The following is a 17734-nucleotide window of genomic DNA, read 5'->3' on the forward strand; positions in this document are numbered from 1 at the left end:
CCCATGCTTGATTCCGAAATGCTTGCCCGCGATGGCGTGTTCGAAGGCGTTGACCTGACGGCTCTGGCCGCGGTCGAAGGCACGCCGTTGTACGTGTATTCGCCGGCGATGATCCGCACCCGTTACCGTGCACTGCGCCATGCCCTTGCCGGGCTGGATGCGGGGATCTGTTACGCGGTCAAGGCCAACGGCAACCGGGCCGTGCTGGAGCTGCTGGCAGCCGAAGGCTCGGGTGCCGACATTGTCTCCGGTGGTGAACTGCAACGCGCGTTGCGGGCCGGTATTGCCGCGGAACGGATCGTGTTCTCCGGCGTGGGCAAGTCCGTCGCCGAGGTCGAGGCCGCGCTTGCCGCTGGCGTGGGGCGCTTCAACCTGGAATCGCTGGCGGAGCTGGAAACGCTGCAATCCGTGGCCCGGCGACGCGGAACCGTCGCCCGCGCCTCGGCCCGGATCAACCCGGACGTGGATGCGCTGACCCATGCCAAGATTTCCACCGGCCGCGCCGAGAACAAGTTCGGCGTGTCCATAGGCGAGGCCCGGTCATGGTTCGCGTCGGCGCAGCGCTGGCCCGACGTCAGGCTCGATGGGCTGCACATGCACATCGGCTCGCAGTTGCTCTCGCTCGAGCCAATGCACGAGGCGCTTGCGCGCATGGCGGATTTTGCCCGGACACTGCTCGCGGCAGGCAGCGAGCTCGCGTGCATCGACGTGGGCGGCGGCCTGGGCGTGCGCTACCGTGAGGGCGAGAAGGCGCCCAGCGCGGAGGAATACGCAGCGGCGATCCGGCACGCGCTGGGGTGGTTCGAGGGCCGGATCCTGGTCGAGCCCGGTCGATGGCTGGTGGCCGAGGCGGGGCTGCTGTTGTCGCGCGTCCTGCTGGAAAAGCAGGGCGACACGCGCCGCTTCCTGGTGCTGGATGCCGCCATGAACGATCTGCTGCGGCCCAGCCTGTATGACGCGTGGCATGACATTGTGCCGTTGCCAGTGGACGGTTCCGGACCGCAGGAGCGCGTGGCCTACGATGTGGTCGGCCCCGTTTGCGAAACCGGCGATACCTTCGCCACGGCGCGCCAGCTGCCGCGTTGCCAGGCGGGCCAGCTGGTGGCGATCCTCGCGTCGGGCGCCTATGGCGCCTCGATGGCGTCGAACTACAATTCGCGGCCTTTGCCGGCGGAAGTGTTCGTGGACGCGGGCCGGTACGCGGTGGTGCGGCGACGCCAGACGTTGGACGAGATGCTGGCCGGTGAACAGTCCACCGCCGACTGGACATCGCCTTGACGTAATCCCGCGGTTTTCGGCGCGTGCCGGCGGTGGCTTATTCGCCGGGTTTGGCCGCCTGCGTCGCACCGGCGGAGGCCGAACGCCGGGCCAGCTGTGCCTCGCGGTGCGCGATGTAGGCATTGGCGGAGAAGATCACGCCGGCACCGATGACCGTCCAGCGATCCACCTGCTCATCGAACAACAGGTAGCCCAGCACGGCCACCAGCGGCAGCTGCATGAAGCTGATCGGGGTCAGCGCCGAAACGTCGCCAAGCTTGAGCGCGCGCGTCCACAGCATGTGCCCGGTAGTGCCCAGTCCGCCAGCGGCGGCCACCCACAGCCAGGTGATTCCTCGCGGCCACTCCCAGACGAACAGTGCGGGGATCAACGACATCGGCACCCACAGCAGGGTGGTCCACAACACGATCCGGTCGGCCGGCTCGGTGCGTGAGAGCTGCTTGATCTGGATCGACACCAGACCGCTGAGCACCGCGGCGCTCAGGGCGATCAACGTGCCTGCGCTGAAGCCGGCGCTGCCGGGGCGCACGATGACCAGCACGCCAATGAAGCCCAGCACCACGGCGGCCCAGCGTCGCGCGCGCACCTGCTCGCCCAGCATCAGCACCGCGGCGATGGTCACGAACAAAGGCGTGGAGTAGGACAGCGACACGGCCTGCGCCAGCGGCAGGTTGCCGATGGCCCAGAAGCCGCAGAGCATCGACATCACGCCGATCGCGCAGCGCACCACGTAGCGGGGCAACTGCGTCGTGCGCAACAGGTCGGGGCCGTGGCGCCATAGCAGCGGCAGCGCGGCGATCAGGCCGAAGAAGTTGCGGAAGAATGCGATCTCGAACGTGTGCAGGGTCTGCGAGGCCAGCTTGATCGCCACCGCCATCAACCCGAAGAACACCGTGCTGCCCAGCATCAGCAGCGCGGCGCGCATGTGGGGGTTGGCAGGCCCGTTCACCACGTCGCGCCGATCACCCGTGGCTCAGGTTCGATATCGATGCCGAAACGTTCGTGCACCGAGGCCGCGATCCGCCGGGCCAGGCCAAGCAGTTGCGCGCCGGTGGCGTTGCCATGGTTGACCAGCACCAGCGCGTGCGACGCGGCCACGCCGGCATCGCCCTCGCGGCATCCCTTCCAGCCGCACTGGTCGATCAGCCAGGCCGCGGACAGCTTGCGCGTATCGTCGCCACTGCCGTGGAACATCGGCACCGCCTCGTACCGCGCCTTGAGCGCCTCCGCCTGTGCGGCGGCCACGATGGGGTTCTTGAAGAAACTGCCGGCGTTGCCCAGCACGGCAGGATCCGGCAGCTTGCGGCGGCGGATGGCGATCACCGCCCGTGCGACTGCGGCAGGCGTGGGATGCGTGACGTCCATCGCCGCCAATTCCTCGGGGATGCCCGCGTAATCCAGTCGCAGCGCAGGTTGGCGGGGCAAGGCGAATTCCACCGCCGTGACCAGGTGCCGGTCCGGTGCGTGCTTGAACAGGCTGTCCCGGTAGGCGAAGCGGCACTCGGCCGCCGTGAAGCGATGCACCTTGCCCGAGGCCGGCTCGAACGCCTCCACCGCATGCACGTACTCGCGGACCTCCACGCCGTACGCGCCAATGTTCTGGATGGGCGCGGCGCCGACGGTGCCGGGGATCAGCGCCAGGTTCTCCAGGCCGCACAGCCCCATAGACAGGGTCTGCATGACGAAGTCGTGCCATTGCACGCCTGCATCGGCCCGCACGATGGCCGTATCGCCGCTCTCCAGCAGCGCCACCTTTTGACCTGTCAGTGCCAGCACGGCGCCGTCGGGGTTGCCGGCAAACAGCAGGTTGCTGCCGCCGCCCAGCACCAGCGACAGGCCGTGCGCCAGCTCGGCACGATGCAGGACTTCTGGCAGCAGTGCGGCATCGGCCACTTCCACCAGCCACGGTGCCACCGCCTCCACGCCGAAGGTGTTCCGTTCACGCAGGGAGGCATCGCGAACGATGCGCAGGGCGTCGGTCATGCGCGGACTTTACGCGCTCTTGGCAGGGGCGCCACTGGCAGGCGCCTCCTTGCGGCGACGGATTGCATCAACGCATTCGGCCACCAGCGCCGGCCCCCGGTACACCAGGCCCGAATAGCACTGCACCAGCGTCGCGCCGGCCGCCATCTTGGTCACCGCATCGGCACCCGACAGGATGCCGCCCACGCCCACCAGCGGGATCGACTCGGGCAGGCGCGTGCGCAGCTTGCGCAGCACCGCGGTCGACGGCCCCATCAGCGGTTCGCCGGACAGGCCGCCCTGTTGGGCGGCATGCGGCGAATCTTCCACGCCCACGCGCGATACGGTGGTGTTGGTGGCGATCACGCCATCGACTTCCAGGTCGGCCAGCACCCGCGCCACCGCGTCGATGTCGCCATCGCTCAGGTCCGGCGCCACCTTCACCAGCATCGGCACGCGCTTGTGGTGCTTGGCCGCCAGCCGCTCCTGCTCCTCGCGCAGGATGCTCACCAGCTCGCGCAGCGCCTGCTCTTCCTGCAGTTCGCGCAGACCCGCGGTGTTGGGCGAGGAGATGTTGACCGTCACGTAGTCCGCCAGCGGGTACACCCGCGACAGGCAGTACATGTAGTCACCCGCGGCCGCCTCGTTGGGCGTGTCCTTGTTCTTGCCGATGTTGATGCCCAGCAGCCCGTGGCGGCGCTTGGCCTTCTCCACGTTGCGCACCAGCGCATCCACGCCGCCATTGTTGAAACCCAGGCGGTTGATCACCGCGCGATGCTCCGGGATGCGGAACATGCGCGGCTTGGGGTTGCCCGGCTGCGCCCTTGGCGTGACCGTGCCGATCTCGACAAAGCCGAAGCCCAATGCCATCAGCGCGTCGATATGCTCGCCGTTCTTGTCCAGCCCGGCGGCCAGGCCGACCGGGTTGGGGAACGTCAGGCCGAACGCCCGCGTCGGCAACGGCTCGGGCCTGCGCGCCACCAGCGGGTTCAGCCCGGTGCGATAGGCGACATCCAGCGCCTTGAGGCCGAGCCTGTGCGCGGTCTCGGCGTCCTGGCGGAACAGCAGCGGGCGGACGAGTCCGTACATCGCTTACAGGTCGAACTTGATGCCCTGGGCCAGCGGCAGCGAATCGGAGTAGTTGATGGTGTTGGTCTGGCGGCGCATATAAGCCCTCCACGCATCCGAGCCCGACTCGCGGCCACCGCCGGTTTCCTTCTCGCCACCGAAGGCGCCACCGATCTCCGCGCCGCTGGTGCCGATGTTGACGTTGGCGATGCCGCAGTCGCTGCCGGCCGCGCCCAGGAACGCCTCGGCGGCTTTCAGGTTGGTGGTGAAGATCGACGACGACAGGCCCTGCGGCACGGCGTTCTGCAGCTCGATAGCCTCGTCCAGCGTGCTGTACTTCATCACGTACAGGATCGGCGCGAAGGTCTCGTGCTGCACGATCTCGGCGTCGTTGGTCAGGCCGGTGACAATGGTCGGCAGGACGAAGTTGCCCTTGCCCTCGATCGCGGCACCGCCGGTCTCGACCTTGCCGCCGGCGGCCTTGGCCTTCTCGACCGCGTCCAGGTAGGCATTCACGGCGTCACGGCTGTTGAGCGGACCCATCAGGTTCTTCGGGTCGATCGGGTCACCGATCTTGCCTTCCACCTGCTTGTAGGCGGTGACCAGCTTGCCCAGCACGTCAGCATAAATCGACTCGTGCACGAACAGGCGGCGGGTGGTGGTGCAGCGCTGGCCAGCGGTGCCCACCGCGCCGAACACTATGGCCGGGATCGCCAGCTTCAGGTCGGCGGTCGGGTCGACGATGATCGCGTTGTTGCCGCCCAGCTCCAGCAGCGAACGGCCCATGCGGCGCGCCACGCGCTCGCCGACCGTGCGGCCGACCTTGGTGCTGCCGGTGAAGCTGATCAGGCCGACGCGCTTGTCGTCGACGAAGTTCTGCGCCAGCTCGCTGCCGGCATCGTTGAACAGGAAGAAGATGTCCGGGAAGCCGCCGGCCTTCAGCGCCTCGTTGCAGATCTTCATCGAGGCGATTGCCGACAGCGGGGTCTTGGGCGAGGGCTTCCAGATGGTGATATCACCGCAGATCGCGGCGATGAACGCATTCCACGACCACACCGCCACCGGGAAGTTGAATGCCGAGATCACGCCCACGATGCCGATCGGGTGCCACTGCTCGTACATGCGGTGGCCGGGGCGCTCGGAGTGCATGGTCAGGCCGTACAGTTGGCGCGACAGGCCCACGGCGAACTCGCCGATGTCGATCATCTCCTGCACTTCGCCGTCGCCTTCCGGCTTGGACTTGCCCATTTCCAGCGCGACCAGCGAGCCCAGCGCGTCCTTGTGGGTACGCAGCGCGTCGGCGCACAGGCGGATGGCCTCGCCGCGGCGCGGCGCCGGGGTGGTGCGCCACACCTTGAAGGCGGCCTGGGCGCGCTCGATGATCGTGTCGTAATCGGCCTGCGAGGAGGCCATCACCTTGCCCAGCACGTCGCCGGTGGTCGGGTTGATCGGCTCGAGGACGCCGGCGTCGCTGGTCTTGGACCATTCGCCGTTGCCGAGGAAGGTGCCGGATTCGGTGGCGCCAAGGCCCAGGGCGGTGAGGACGGGGTGGGTCATTGCAGGCTCCATGCGTCGTGGCGCCGCCCGGATGGGCGGGCGCGGAGGGTGATGGCGGCCCCGACACGATTCGAACGTGCGACCTGTCCCTTAGGAGGGGACCGCTCTATCCAGCTGAGCTACGGGGCCAAACCGCAATTTTCGCACGAACCGGTGGTCAGCCGGAAATGGGCGTCTCATGGCGGTGGGTGTCCCGGGTGGGCGCCGCAGGCCGGGACGCCCCGCGCCCGTCGCTCAATCCACCTCTTCCGCCGGTGGCACCGTCGTGGCGGGCAGCACCGGCGGGCGCGTCAGCGCGTACAGGATGCGCAGGTCCTCCGCGTCCAGCGCGCTGCCTTCGCTGGCGCGGAAGCGATGGCGGAAGGCGCGCACGGTGGCTGCGGGATCGGCCAGCGAATACCCGACTGCCTGCAGCGCCAGCCATGGGTCGAAGCCCGGCGGTGGTGGCGGGCTGTCCTCCGCCGGCCAGACACCGAACCCCGCATCGGCCAGCCGCTTCCAGGGAAACAGCGGGCCGGGGTCGACCTTGCGCGACGGAGCGACGTCGGAGTGGCCGACCACCTGTGAGCGCGGGATGCGCAGCCGGTCGCTCAGGTCCTCCAGCAGCACCAGCAGGCTGTCGATCTGCGCCTCGGGGAAGGGGCTGTGGCCATCATTGTCCAGCTCGACGCCGATCGAGGCGGAGTTGATGTCGGTGATCGTGCCCCAGCGGCCGGCGCCGCCGTGCCAGGCGCGCCGCTGGTCGCTGACCAGTTGGAAGCGTTCGCCATCGCGACCGATCAGGTAGTGGGCGCTGACCGGGCCGCCACTGTTGCGCGAGCGCAGCGTATCCAGGCTTTGCCCCACCGAATCCTGGTCGGTGAAGTGGATGACCACCAGCACGGGACGGCGCTCGTCCTGGTTGGGCGAGGGCACCCATTCGGCCAGCGGGTTGCGCGGCGGCACATGGGTGCATGCGGCCAGCAGCATGATCGGCAGCAGCACCGCCCACGGGCTTCGCAATGGCCGGAGGTGGAAACGTGTCCGTGGAAAGGACATGGGACTCCTTGCTGAGGCGTATCGGTTCAACGTGGTTGGACGGTCGTTCCCGGGGCGGGGGCGTGCGGATGCCTACCGCGCATCGCGTGGCCCGCAGTCGCCCACGCGGGTGAAGTCGAGGTCCGCATAGTCATAGCTGAAATCCGCGGACGGATCGACGTGCGACAGGCGCATCCGCGGCCGGCCGGATGCATCCTCATCGAATGCCAGCCAGGGTTCGGCATCCACGCTCGCCTCATCCCAGTCCACCAGCCAACGTTGTCCCACCTGCATGACCCGGCCGTCCAGGTGCGGTGATCTGCGGGCGCGAAACCGCACGTCGGTGCCGTCGGCGCACAGCTCGACGTCGCCAAACCACGGGTCGCGCCAGAGGCCAACCCGTGCTTCCAGCGCATCGACCTTCGCGGGCCGGCGCGAGGACGTGTCAGGGACGCGCGCAGCGGCCCCGGATTTCGACTGGCGGTCCTGGTCCAGCAGGGCGGCGTAATGCGCCACGCCGGGCGCCTCTCCCGGCGGCCGGATGAAGTGTTTGAGCAATGCCTGCTCCAGCACCGTGCGCGCCTGCTCGGCTTCACCGTTGATCAGAAACACGAAGCCAAGGTCCTGGTCCGGCAGCAGCACCAGCGAGGCATACATGCCCATCAGCGTGCCGGTGTGCGCCACCTTCCAGTGGCCCTCCACGTCCGACACGCGCCAACCGTAGCCGTAGCCGTACATCCGGGTGCCATCCCAGTCGCGCATGCGCTGGGAAATGGGCATGGGCGTGTGCAGCGTCCACAGCGCCGTCCGCTGCGCCTGCGACAGCCACGGTTGCCCGATTCCGGGTTCCTGCAGCCACGCGCGGACCCACTTCAGCATGTCATCCAGGCTGCAGCGCACGCCCCCTGCGGCCATCGACGGGACGTCCGGCACCTGCGCGCCATCCGTGCGGATCGCCACGTTGCGCCCATCCTGCCGCATGTGCGGTTGCGCGATGTTGCCCACCGCATCACGCGACCAGCTGCCCACCTGGCAGCGGCCCATGTCCAGCGGCTGGAAGACGTGTTCGCGCACGAGCTGCGCATACGGCTTGCCGGCGGCCGCGGCGGCCACTTCGCCCGCCACCACGTACAGCAGGTTGTCGTAGGCGTAACGCTCCCGGAGGCCGTGCAAGGGCTTGAGATGCGCCAACCCGGCGACGATGTCATCGCGGGTGAACGCGTTGGGCTCGGGCCACAGCATCAGGTCGCCCGCACCGGCACCCAGTCCGCTGTTGTGGATCAGCAGGTCGCGCACCTGCATGTGGCGGGTCACCCACGGGTCGTGCATGCGGAAGTGCGGGAGGTGGCCGATGACCGGGTCGTGCCAGTCCAGCGTGCCGGCATCCACCAGGCGTGCCAGCACGGCGGTCGTCATTGCCTTGGTCAGCGAGGCGACCTTGAACAGCGTATCCGCATCGACCGGTTGGCCCCTGCCCGCGGCCAACTCGCCGCGCGTGCCGCGGTAGACCACGTCGCCACCCACGACCACCCCAACCGCGATACCGGGCAGCTGGTAGTGGCGAACGACGTCGTCGACCACGCGATCGATGGCTGCGGCCTCGACAGGCGTTGGCGTGCGCGGCACGCCACCCTGGGCCGCGCACGCGCATCCGATGGCCACCGACAATGCCAGCGCAAGGCTGGCCAGGGCACTTCGCGCCACGATCATCCGCGGCATCGCGGCCCTCCAGCCAATTCGTGTTTGACCATCAAAATGCTCCCGTTGCACCGCCGCGTGCGGGCCGCCGCTCCCGGCAGGGAGGACGGCCCGACGCGACGGCGCTTTCCCCATGGGTCAGAGGAACTTGTACTCCAGCATCAGCGTGTATGCGCGTCCACGCGGATCGGCGATGCGCGGCTCCCACGCGGCGCCGGCCGCATAGTCGTTCTGGTGCGCGGTGAACGGCGGGTCCTCGTCCAGCAGGTTCTTCACCCCGAACGTGGCCGTCATGTTGTCGATGCCGCTCCAGCTCACGCTGTAGTTGTAGGTGGTGTAGCTGTCCACTTCCGGATCCCACGCGGGCGGCACGTAGGTACCGTTGCGCACGCTGACCGGCAACTCGTCCCGGTAACCGTCGCGGTAGACCTGGGTCAGGCTGTGCGACCAGTCGCCGCGCTGCCACGCGAACGACAGCGTGTGCTTCCACTTGATCGGCAGGTTGTAGTAGCGCACGTAGTCGCCGACCAGGTTGTCGGTGTAGGGCAGCGTCTCCAGCCCCTTGGTCTTGAACGTATCGATGTAGCTGCCGTTGAAGTTGATGCGCCAGTTGCCCCCGGCCAGCTCGCCCATCAGGTTGCCGTCCAGCTCGATGCCCCGCATCAGGCTGCCGCCGGAGTTGATGTAGCGGCGATCGATCGCCACCACCTGGCCGCTCGCGTCGCGAATCCAGTTGGCCGCGAACACATCGTAGTTCTGGATCAGGATGTCGCGCGGCGCCGAGCGGATGGTGTTCTCGCGTTCGATCTCCCACCAGTCCAGGCTGAGGTTGAACCACTCGGTGGGTGCGAGCACCACGCCAAAGCTCTTCTGCGTGGATTCTTCCGGCTCCAGGTCGGCCTTGCCGCCAAACCACTCATCGGGGCGGATCGCGGCGCAACCGGGGATGCTGGCGTTGGCCACGCCGCCCGGGCACGACGCGGGGTCCGCGAGGTCCAGGCCGGTGTACTGGGTTTCGGTCACGCCGTTGAACAGCTGGTTGAACGAAGGCACCTTGAAGCCGGTGCTGTACGCGCCGCGGAACGCCAGCGCGTCGATCGGCTGGTACTTGAACGACACCTTCGGGTTGGTGGTGCTGCCGAAACCGTCGTAGCGGTCATAGCGGCCGGCGAGGGTGACGTCCAGGCTGTCGAACACCGGCAGGTAAACCTCGGCGAACACGGCCTTCACGTCGCGGCTCACGTCGTCCAGGATGTTGGAGTCATCGAACGGTGCATTGAAGATCGGCCGCTTGGTGACCCGCGAGTCGCCGTCGAACTTGAACTCTTCCCGGCGCAGGTCAACGCCCGCTGCGGCCAGCACGCTGCCGCCCGGCAGGGAGAAGCCCAGGCCGCCCGACAGGGTCGCGTCCACCTGGGTCATGATCGACTCGCCGCCGTACAGCATCACGCCGGTGGCGGAGGCTGCCTGCAACGCCGCCATCGCCTCCGGCGTCTGGCTCTGCCCCGGCAGCAGGAACGGGTTCAACAGGCCGCTGCCCAGCACCTGCCGCAGCGCGTCGGTGTAGTGGTAGCCGCCGCCCAGCACCGATTCGGACTTGCTGGACGCGCGCGACGCACCCACGTTGTAGTCCCACTTGCCGAAGGTGCCTTCGAACGCCGCCAGCAGGCGGTAGGAGCGCGTGTTGGTCTCGATCTGGCGGGGACCGCACGCGATGCAGCGCCAGCGGTAGGCGATAGGGGCGCCGTAGTTGAGGTTGGCCGTGCCGAAGTACGCCGCCAGCGCGTCGTAGATCATGTTGTAGGCCGCACCGGTGCTGGGGTACCAGGTAACCGGACCCAGCGACGTGGCCGCCGAGGACGTGCTGGAAGAAATCTGGTTCGGCTCGAAGGTCTTCTTGACGTCCACCTCCGACCCCATCAGTTCGATGTAGGCCTGGTGGTTGTCGCTGAGCTTGAACGTCGCGCGGCCGATGAAGTCCACGCTCTCCTGCGGCTGCTGGATGATCGCCGCCGCCGGATAGTCCCAGGCGCATGCATAGCGCGAGGCCGGCACGTTCCACATCCGGTAGGCGTACGGCCCCATCATGTCGTCGCCGCTCTCGCAGCCGGCCGCGCCGGGCAGGTTGAGGATGTTGATCGCGGTCTGGCGCGAGCCGTCCAGCGGATCGATCTGCCCGCCGCGGATGAGGGTGTTGAGCCCCGTGCCGCTCGTGCCCAGGCTGAAGACCGTCGCGAACGGCGTGCCGCGGGTGTCGGGCGACAGGCCGCGGTCGGCCTGGAAGCTGTTGGAGAAGTCGCGGTCGGTGCCGCGCAGCACTTCGTTCTTCTTGAAGCTGACCGTGCCGAACACGTTCCAGCGGTCCACGTCGATGTCGCCCCAGCCGGCGAGCACATTGCCGCGGTAGATGTTGCCGCCGCCAGCCTCGGTGACGTCGGCGAAGACCGAAGCCTCCACGCCCGTGTAGTCGGTGCGGGTGATGAAGTTGATCACGCCGCCGATGGCGTCGGTGCCGTACACCGCGGACGCGCCGTCGCGCAGCACCTCCACGCGCGCCAGGGCAGCGAACGGGATCGAGTTGAGGTCCACCGCACGGCCCTTGAGGCCATGGGTGGCCACGCGGCGACCATTGAGCAGCACCAGCGTGGCGTCGGCACCCTGGCCGCGCAGGTTGGCGCCGGAGACGCCGTTGTTGCCGCGCTGTTCCTCGTTGACGATGCCGCCGTTGCTGGCCAGGTTGTCGGACGAATTGCCCGCGATGTTGAGGTGCATCAGCAACTGCTCGGCCGACGTGATGCCCAGCGCGTCGATCTGTTCCCTCTGGATGGTGGTGATCGGCAGTTGTGCCTCCACCTCGGTGCGCTTGATGCGCGAACCCGTGATCGTGACCTTGTCCAGTTCCTTCGCCGCCCCGGCTACCGCCGTCTCCGATTGTGTCTGGGCCACCGCGACGACGGGCATGCACAGCGAAGCCAACAGTGCCGCGGCAAGTCGGTGGCGCGTTGGGGGCGGGGCTTGGATCGACATGCGGCTCTCTCCTGGATCGAGGGTTTGGACACGTGGATGCTGCGTGGGCTGCCGCATCCGTGCGGTCATTCGCCGGCCGGCGAACCGGGCATGGCCATGCGCATTCGGGTCAGTGGGTACCGAAGGGGACCGTGGCCAGGCGAGGCGTCCGCGTCGGCGGCCGTTGGCATCGCTGCCGTCCAGCAAGCCTGCGTGCGATGTCGACGATCCGATGGAGCAATCAACAGGAAACCGCGCCCGCCACGGGTGCGGCCACGACCTTCCTGCCTGAAGAATTCCCCCTGCGGACCAGCCCCAGCGCACGGAAGGCGCCCCTACGCGCAATCACTCCCCGATTGCGCGTCACACTTCCGTCATGCGTATGTGCTCGATGTAGCACACGCAGTTGGGCCGGTCAAATTTCTATTCTTGCGAACAGGGCGCCTTGGAATCAGATATTCGGGAGCACCCGACGGGACGTTACTCCTCGGGGACGCTAGCCGCGCCATCCGGCATCGTCCGCGGCAGCGGACGCGCCACCACGCTGGTGGCGGTCAGGTCGGCGGTGACGTTGCCGACGGTGGCGAACACGTCCGGGATGGTGTCCAGCGCCAGCAGCAGGCCCAGCGGCTCCACCGGCAGGCCCATCGCCTGGGTGACCGGCATGTTGGTTGCCATGAAGCTGACCTGGCCGGGCAAACCCACCGAGCCCATGCTGATCACCACCGCCAGTGCCGCACCGGCGGACAACTGCGCCACGCTCAGGTCCACGCCGTAGGCCCAGGCGATGAACGCGGCCACGCCCACGTACTGGATCGGGCTGGTGATGCGGAACAGCGATACCGCCATCGGCAACACCAGTGAGACCACACCCAGGGGGTGCCCCAGCCGGACGCGCGCGCTTTCGATCATCGCCGGCAACGAGGCCAGCGACGACTGGGTGCTGGCGGCAATGGTCTGCGCCGGCAGGATGGCCATCGCGAAACGCCGCGCCTGCTCGCCGCCAAACACCACCGCGACGGGGTAGAGCATCAGCGTGGCGATGATGTACAGCGCGCACTGCAACAGGATGTAGTAGCCGAACGCGCCCAGCATGCCGCTGCCCACCCGCGCGCAGACCGCCAGCACCAGCGCGAACACGCCAACCGGCGCGGCCCACAGCACCCAGCGCACGATCACGATCATCACGTCGGCCACCGCGTGCACCAGATCCAGCAGGCGCTCACGACGACCGCTTTCGATCCGGGTCAGGGCGAAGCCGAAGAACAGCGAGAACACCACCAATGGCAGCATCGCGCTTTGCGCCGCGGCGGCCAGCGCGTTGCTGGGGATCACCGCCGCGAACCACTCGCCCAGCGAGGACGGCACGCTCAGTTGCGCGGTGGATTCGGTCGCCGCGCGCAGCGACTCGGCCAGCCCCGGCTGGCGGGGCAGCAGTGACAGGATCAGCGGTGCGGCAATGGCGGCGAAGGCCGCGGCGGCGGACAGCAGCACCACGAACGTCACCATCGCCCGCCGCGCGGTGCGTCCCGACGCTGCGGCATCGCTGGCGGTGTTGACGCCCGCCACCACCAGGGCCGCGACCAGCGGCACGACCGTCATCTGCAATGCGTTGAGCCAGAGCCTGCCGATGGGTTGCACCACGTCGGCTGCGCGCGCGGCGAATGCAGGATCCCACCATGCCAACAGCAGTCCGATCGCGGCGCCGAGGAAAAGTCCGAGTAATACGCGGGCGGTGGTCGACACGGAAACTCCTGCGGGCAATTGCGAGGTGGCGGTCAGGGCCCAGGGTAGGGCCGGGTATTGCGGTGTGCGGGCGTGCGCTCAGCGAGCGGCATCGGGACGGGGCAGGCCCCAGGGCTGCCACAGCCGTTCGTACTGCGCCTGTGGCAGCAGGACGAACACGGGCCTGGCGTGCGGCTGCAGCCATCCCAGCAATTGCTGCATCGCCGGTTCGGCCATGGCCGTGCAGCCCGCGGTGGTCACCCCCGGTGCCTGCCACAGGTGGGCGAAGATGCAACTGCCCGCACCGGCCCGGTGTCCGGGGTTGTGCTCGATCACGAACCCCAGCCGGTAGCGCGCGTCGCCGTTGGCGTGCAGGTCGCGCCGCATCGGTTCGGTCGACCCGGCCACGGCGGCGGCGCCCACGGTGTTGGCATCGACGATGCGGTTGTAAAGCGGCGAACCCGCCACGTCGATGCAATAGTCGGAGGCCTGCATGGCCTGGTATGGCCACGTGGTGTCGGCATGTGCCGCATACCCGAACGCGGTGCCGATGCGGAACACGCCTGCGGGCGCGCGCCCGTCGCCTTCCTGCTTGGCTGGACCGTAACTGGCGTCGGCGACCGGGTGCAGGCCAATGCCCCACGCGCTGCCGGCGCGGCCCACGGTGATGTCGCCGGGCGCGCCCACCGGCTGCCACTGGCCGCCCTCCGCGGCGCGCTCAAAGCGGCGCAACTGGCCTGTCGTGGCATCCCACGTGCCCGTGGTGACCAGGACCAGCTGGCGCGCATCGCTCCAGCCCGATGTCGGGGCGCGGACGGTACTGGCGCACCCCGCCAGGAGAGCGGCGGCGAACAGCAGCGCGGTGTGGGCAAGCGTCATCGGGCGGGCTCCGGACGGGACGGCGGGCAGGTGTCGGTGGGGCAAGGCTCAGTCCTCCAGCGCATGCATGTGTTCGGCGTTGCTGTCGTACCAGCGCTGGCGCTCCGTGCTGGCTTCGCAGACCATCAGGAAGATCAGGTCCAGCAGGTGCTGCAGCGCGGACTGGTAAAGCAGCGGCTCGACGTGGCGGGCCTCGTCGTGCGCGGACACCAGCAGCGCGATGTCGGCCAGCGCGCGCAACGGGTTGGGTGTGTGCCGGGTGACCGACACCACGCGGCCGCCGTGCTCGTGGAAGCGCCGGCTGATCTGGCACAGCACGGGCTGTCGGCCGCGCTCGGAGAACACCAGCAGGACGTCGCCCGGCGCAGCGGACGCAATGCCGGCCTGCATGAGCACCGCGTCCACATAGTGCACGGTCAACACGCCCAGCATCGACAGCCGCGTAGCCAGCGCGCGCGCCGGGATCCCGTCTTCGCCCAGCCCGATGACGAAGACCTTGCCCGCGCCCTGCACCGCGGCGGCGACCTCGTCGATCCGTTCGGCGGGATTGATCAGCCGTGTCTCGGCCTCGGCCGTGGCCTTCAGCTGCCACAGCCGGCCCGCCAGTGCCGCTTGCGGGTCGTTGTCCGGTGGCGGCGTTGCAAGCGGGGTCGCAGGCTCGGCATCGCCGCGCGCCAATGCCTGTCCGATCGAGTACTTGAGGTCCGGATACCCCTTGAACCCCAGCTTCTGGCTGAACTTGACCACGCTGGACTGGCTGATCCCCAGCGCGTTGGCCAGGTGCTGCGAAGAGTAGTCGCGCAGCAGGTGCGCATTGTCGAGGATGAAGTCGGCGATGCGTCGTTCGATGGCCGACATCTGGTCGCGCTCAGCGCGGATCTTCAACAGTGGGGACAGGGCCTGGTTCATTCAGAGGGGCTCGAGGCCGCGGATCTCGCGGATGCCGAGCCCGGCGGCGTCGGTCACCGAAATCTCCGATTCGTTGAAGATCACCCCGCCATCGACGGGGTTGAACGCGCATAGTGACGGCCCGTCCAGGTCCACCTTGGTGATCGCATCGGCCTTGGCCACCGCCAGGTGCACCGCGGCGGCCACGCTGATGCTGGACTCCAGCATGCAGCCGATCATGCATTCCACGCCATGCAACGCAGCGATGTCGGCGATGCGGATCGCATTGGACAGCCCGCCGGTCTTCATCAGCTTGATGTTGATGATGTCGGCCGCGCGCATCTGGATCAGTTCGATCACCTCGGTGGGACCGAACACGCTCTCGTCGGCCATGATCGGCGTGTGCACCCGTTCGGTGACGTACTTCATGCCATCCAGGTCGCGCGCCTTGACCGGCTGCTCCACCAGTTCCAGCTGCACGCCGGCATCCTCCAGCAGGCCGATGGCGTGCACGGCCTGCTTGGCGGTCCAGCCCTGGTTGGCGTCCAGGCGCAGCAGCGCGCGGCCCTCGACCGCGGCATGGATCGCCTTGACCCGTTCGATGTCCACGCCGATGTCCTTGCCCACCTTGATCTTCAGCGACTCGAACCCGCGCTCCACGGCGTCGATCGAGTCAGCCACCATCTTCTCGATGTAGTCCACGCTGATGGTGATGTCGGTGGTGATCAGCGGGTCGCCACCACCGAGGGCCTTGTACAGCGGCACCCCGTAGAGTTGCCCGAACAGGTCATACACCGCGATTTCGACCGCGGCCTTGGCGCTGGTGTTTCGCTCGAGGGCGCCCTGGATCAACCCGGTGATGCGGTTGAGGTTGGCCACCTCCTGGCCGATCACCCGCGGCGCGATGAACTTGTCGATCGCGTCGATGATCGAGCCGTGGGTGTCGCCGGTGATCACGGCGGTGGCGGGCGCTTCGCCGTAACCCACGTGGCCGGTGTCGGTATGCACGCACACCACGATGTCCTCGACCGCCGTTACCGTGCGCAGCGCGGTCTTGAAAGGTGTCTTCAACGGGACACGCAGCATGCCGAAACGGATCTTGGTGATCTTCATCGTGCCTCGGCCGGAAGGGTTGGGTGGCAGTCAGTGGCGGGTGCGCTGGGTGGCAACGTTGCGTTGCCCATCAGTGCGGAAAACGGAATGTGCAGCATGCATCAACTTGCAGCTGGCGACAGGCCCGACAGCAGGCCGGCCATCGTCAGGCCCACGGCGGTGCCCAGCACCAGGCCCAGCGTTGCCAGCAGCACCGCCGCCGGCACCAGTGCCCGCGAATAGGTCGCCGCCAGCACCGGCGCGGTGGCGACCCCACCGATCTGCGCCAGCGAGGCGATGCCGCACAGGTGCAGGTCGAAGCGGAACAGCCGTGCCGCCAACGCGAGCAGCAGCACATGCAGGCCCAGCACGCAGAATCCCACGGCGACGAACAAGGGAGCGGTCGCCAGGCCCTCGAAGTTGCTCTGCGACGCCAGCACGGCCACCAGGCAGGCCAGCAGGGCCTGTGCCAGGGGCGCGGGCACGGGTGAGCGGGCCAGTGGCGTGTGCGCCAGCAGCAGGCCTGCGGCGGTGGCGATGATCACCGTCCATGCGGTTGCGGTCAGCAGGCCGTTGGCCGGCAGCATCGCCGCCGTCGCCGCGGCCGTGTTGCCCACGGCGAGCGCCGCGCCCAGCCACAGCAGCACGCTGCCCGGACCCGCCTCGCCTTTGGCAACGGGAACCACCTCGGGCAGCGGCGGGCGCTCGCTGGCGCGCGTCCAGCGATTGAATGCCGGCGCCAGGCGACCGGCCGAGAACAACGCCACCACCCACACGGAGTAGCACAGCGCATCGGCCAGCAGCACCGATGGCAACAGGTTGTCCGGCAGCTCGACCGATTGCTTGACCGCGACCAGGTTGGCCGAGCCGCCTGTCCAGGTGGCGCTCAGCGCCGCCAGCATCTTCCAGCCGTCATCCGGCAGGACATGGCGGAAGGCCAGGTACGCCAGCATGATCGCCACCAGGATGCTGGCCATCGCAGTGGCGAACACGGCCAGCATGCGCGGGCCCAGGGCGAGGATGGCGCGCAGGTCGCAGCCGGTCATCAGCAGGAACAGCAGCGCCGGCAGCAGTTGTGTGGTCAGCGTGCGTTGTGCCGTGGTGATGGCCGGCGTGGCCTGCCACACCCCGGTGACTGCCAGGGCGGTCACGAACAGGTAGGTCAGGACGATCGGCGGCAGGGTGGAGAACAGCCGCCAGCCGTAGCGTTGTTCCAGGGTCGGGAACAGGCCGGCCGACAGCAGCAGGATCGCCAGGTAAGGCCACACCGTTTCGATCATTCATGTCCCCTGGCGCGTCGGCCCAATGCCAGGCGAAGACTGCCCGGCGGCTCGACTGGAATCGTTACGGAATAGGAACTTCAATCGACAATTAAGTCAAGAATAAATTATTGTCAAACGGGCGTGGCAGGGCGCGTGCGTGCTGGAAGACGCGAATCACAGGAAGTGGAGACGACACCTGGGCGTGGCTGCGCAGCAGGATCCGCGCACGGCCGCGGCGATGCCGCCATACGCGTGTCCGTCTGGAGCGCCCTCGGGGACGGGAAACAAAAATGGCCAGGCAA

General features: G+C 68.2%; 13 protein-coding genes and 1 tRNA gene. 1 reads left to right on the top strand and 13 read right to left on the bottom strand.

Annotation, left to right across the window (positions count from 1 at the left end; all coding sequences use genetic code 11):
- Positions 1-3 precede the first annotated feature (3 nt).
- Positions 4-1278: a diaminopimelate decarboxylase gene (lysA, locus tag IP93_RS05790; protein WP_144813170.1), complete on the top strand. Its 1275-nt coding sequence runs from the start codon at positions 4-6 to the stop codon at positions 1276-1278.
- A gap of 37 nt (positions 1279-1315) precedes the next feature.
- Here the strand turns inward: lysA and IP93_RS05795 are convergent, their stop codons facing one another.
- From IP93_RS05795 to IP93_RS05855, 13 genes are all read right to left on the bottom strand, one after another.
- Complete coding sequence (locus tag IP93_RS05795; RefSeq protein ID WP_144813172.1) at positions 1316-2203, bottom strand: DMT family transporter; 888 nt, start codon at positions 2201-2203, stop codon at positions 1316-1318.
- A 20-nt stretch (positions 2204-2223) separates the two neighbouring features.
- On the bottom strand, positions 2224-3261 hold the full coding sequence (gene murB / locus IP93_RS05800; RefSeq protein WP_144813175.1) for a UDP-N-acetylmuramate dehydrogenase: 1038 nt from the start codon (positions 3259-3261) through the stop codon (positions 2224-2226).
- Positions 3262-3270: 9 nt separating this feature from the next.
- Complete coding sequence (locus IP93_RS05805) at positions 3271-4329, bottom strand: quinone-dependent dihydroorotate dehydrogenase (RefSeq protein ID WP_144813178.1); 1059 nt, start codon at positions 4327-4329, stop codon at positions 3271-3273.
- A 3-nt stretch (positions 4330-4332) separates the two neighbouring features.
- Positions 4333-5865 (bottom strand): L-piperidine-6-carboxylate dehydrogenase, encoded by a 1533-nt coding sequence (amaB, locus tag IP93_RS05810; RefSeq protein WP_144813180.1) that lies wholly within the window; start codon positions 5863-5865, stop codon positions 4333-4335.
- A gap of 52 nt (positions 5866-5917) precedes the next feature.
- Positions 5918-5994, bottom strand: a tRNA-Arg gene (locus IP93_RS05815).
- Between the two features lie 105 nt (positions 5995-6099).
- Positions 6100-6834 carry an N-acetylmuramoyl-L-alanine amidase gene (locus IP93_RS05820; protein WP_242006780.1) on the bottom strand — a complete coding sequence of 245 codons (735 nt, stop codon included), beginning with the start codon at positions 6832-6834 and terminating at the stop codon, positions 6100-6102.
- A 141-nt stretch (positions 6835-6975) separates the two neighbouring features.
- Positions 6976-8601 carry a serine hydrolase gene (locus tag IP93_RS05825; protein WP_242006766.1) on the bottom strand — a complete coding sequence of 542 codons (1626 nt, stop codon included), beginning with the start codon at positions 8599-8601 and terminating at the stop codon, positions 6976-6978.
- 117 nt (positions 8602-8718) lie between these two features.
- Complete coding sequence (locus IP93_RS05830; RefSeq protein WP_199747111.1) at positions 8719-11607, bottom strand: TonB-dependent receptor domain-containing protein; 2889 nt, start codon at positions 11605-11607, stop codon at positions 8719-8721.
- Between the two features lie 459 nt (positions 11608-12066).
- Positions 12067-13332, bottom strand: a complete 1266-nt coding sequence (locus tag IP93_RS05835; protein ID WP_144813185.1) for a dicarboxylate/amino acid:cation symporter — start codon at positions 13330-13332, stop codon at positions 12067-12069.
- A gap of 78 nt (positions 13333-13410) precedes the next feature.
- Positions 13411-14190 (bottom strand): L,D-transpeptidase family protein, encoded by a 780-nt coding sequence (locus IP93_RS05840; protein ID WP_144813188.1) that lies wholly within the window; start codon positions 14188-14190, stop codon positions 13411-13413.
- A gap of 48 nt (positions 14191-14238) precedes the next feature.
- Complete coding sequence (locus IP93_RS05845; protein ID WP_144813665.1) at positions 14239-15087, bottom strand: MurR/RpiR family transcriptional regulator; 849 nt, start codon at positions 15085-15087, stop codon at positions 14239-14241.
- 12 nt (positions 15088-15099) lie between these two features.
- Positions 15100-16191, bottom strand: coding sequence for a dipeptide epimerase (locus IP93_RS05850; RefSeq protein ID WP_144813190.1), 1092 nt, complete (start codon positions 16189-16191; stop codon positions 15100-15102).
- A 101-nt stretch (positions 16192-16292) separates the two neighbouring features.
- Positions 16293-17450, bottom strand: a complete 1158-nt coding sequence (locus IP93_RS05855) for a DUF819 family protein (protein WP_144813193.1) — start codon at positions 17448-17450, stop codon at positions 16293-16295.
- Positions 17451-17734 lie beyond the last annotated feature (284 nt).

Origin of the sequence: Aerolutibacter ruishenii, from assembly GCF_007830115.1 — a bacterium.
Classification (GTDB): domain Bacteria; phylum Pseudomonadota; class Gammaproteobacteria; order Xanthomonadales; family Xanthomonadaceae; genus Aerolutibacter; species Aerolutibacter ruishenii.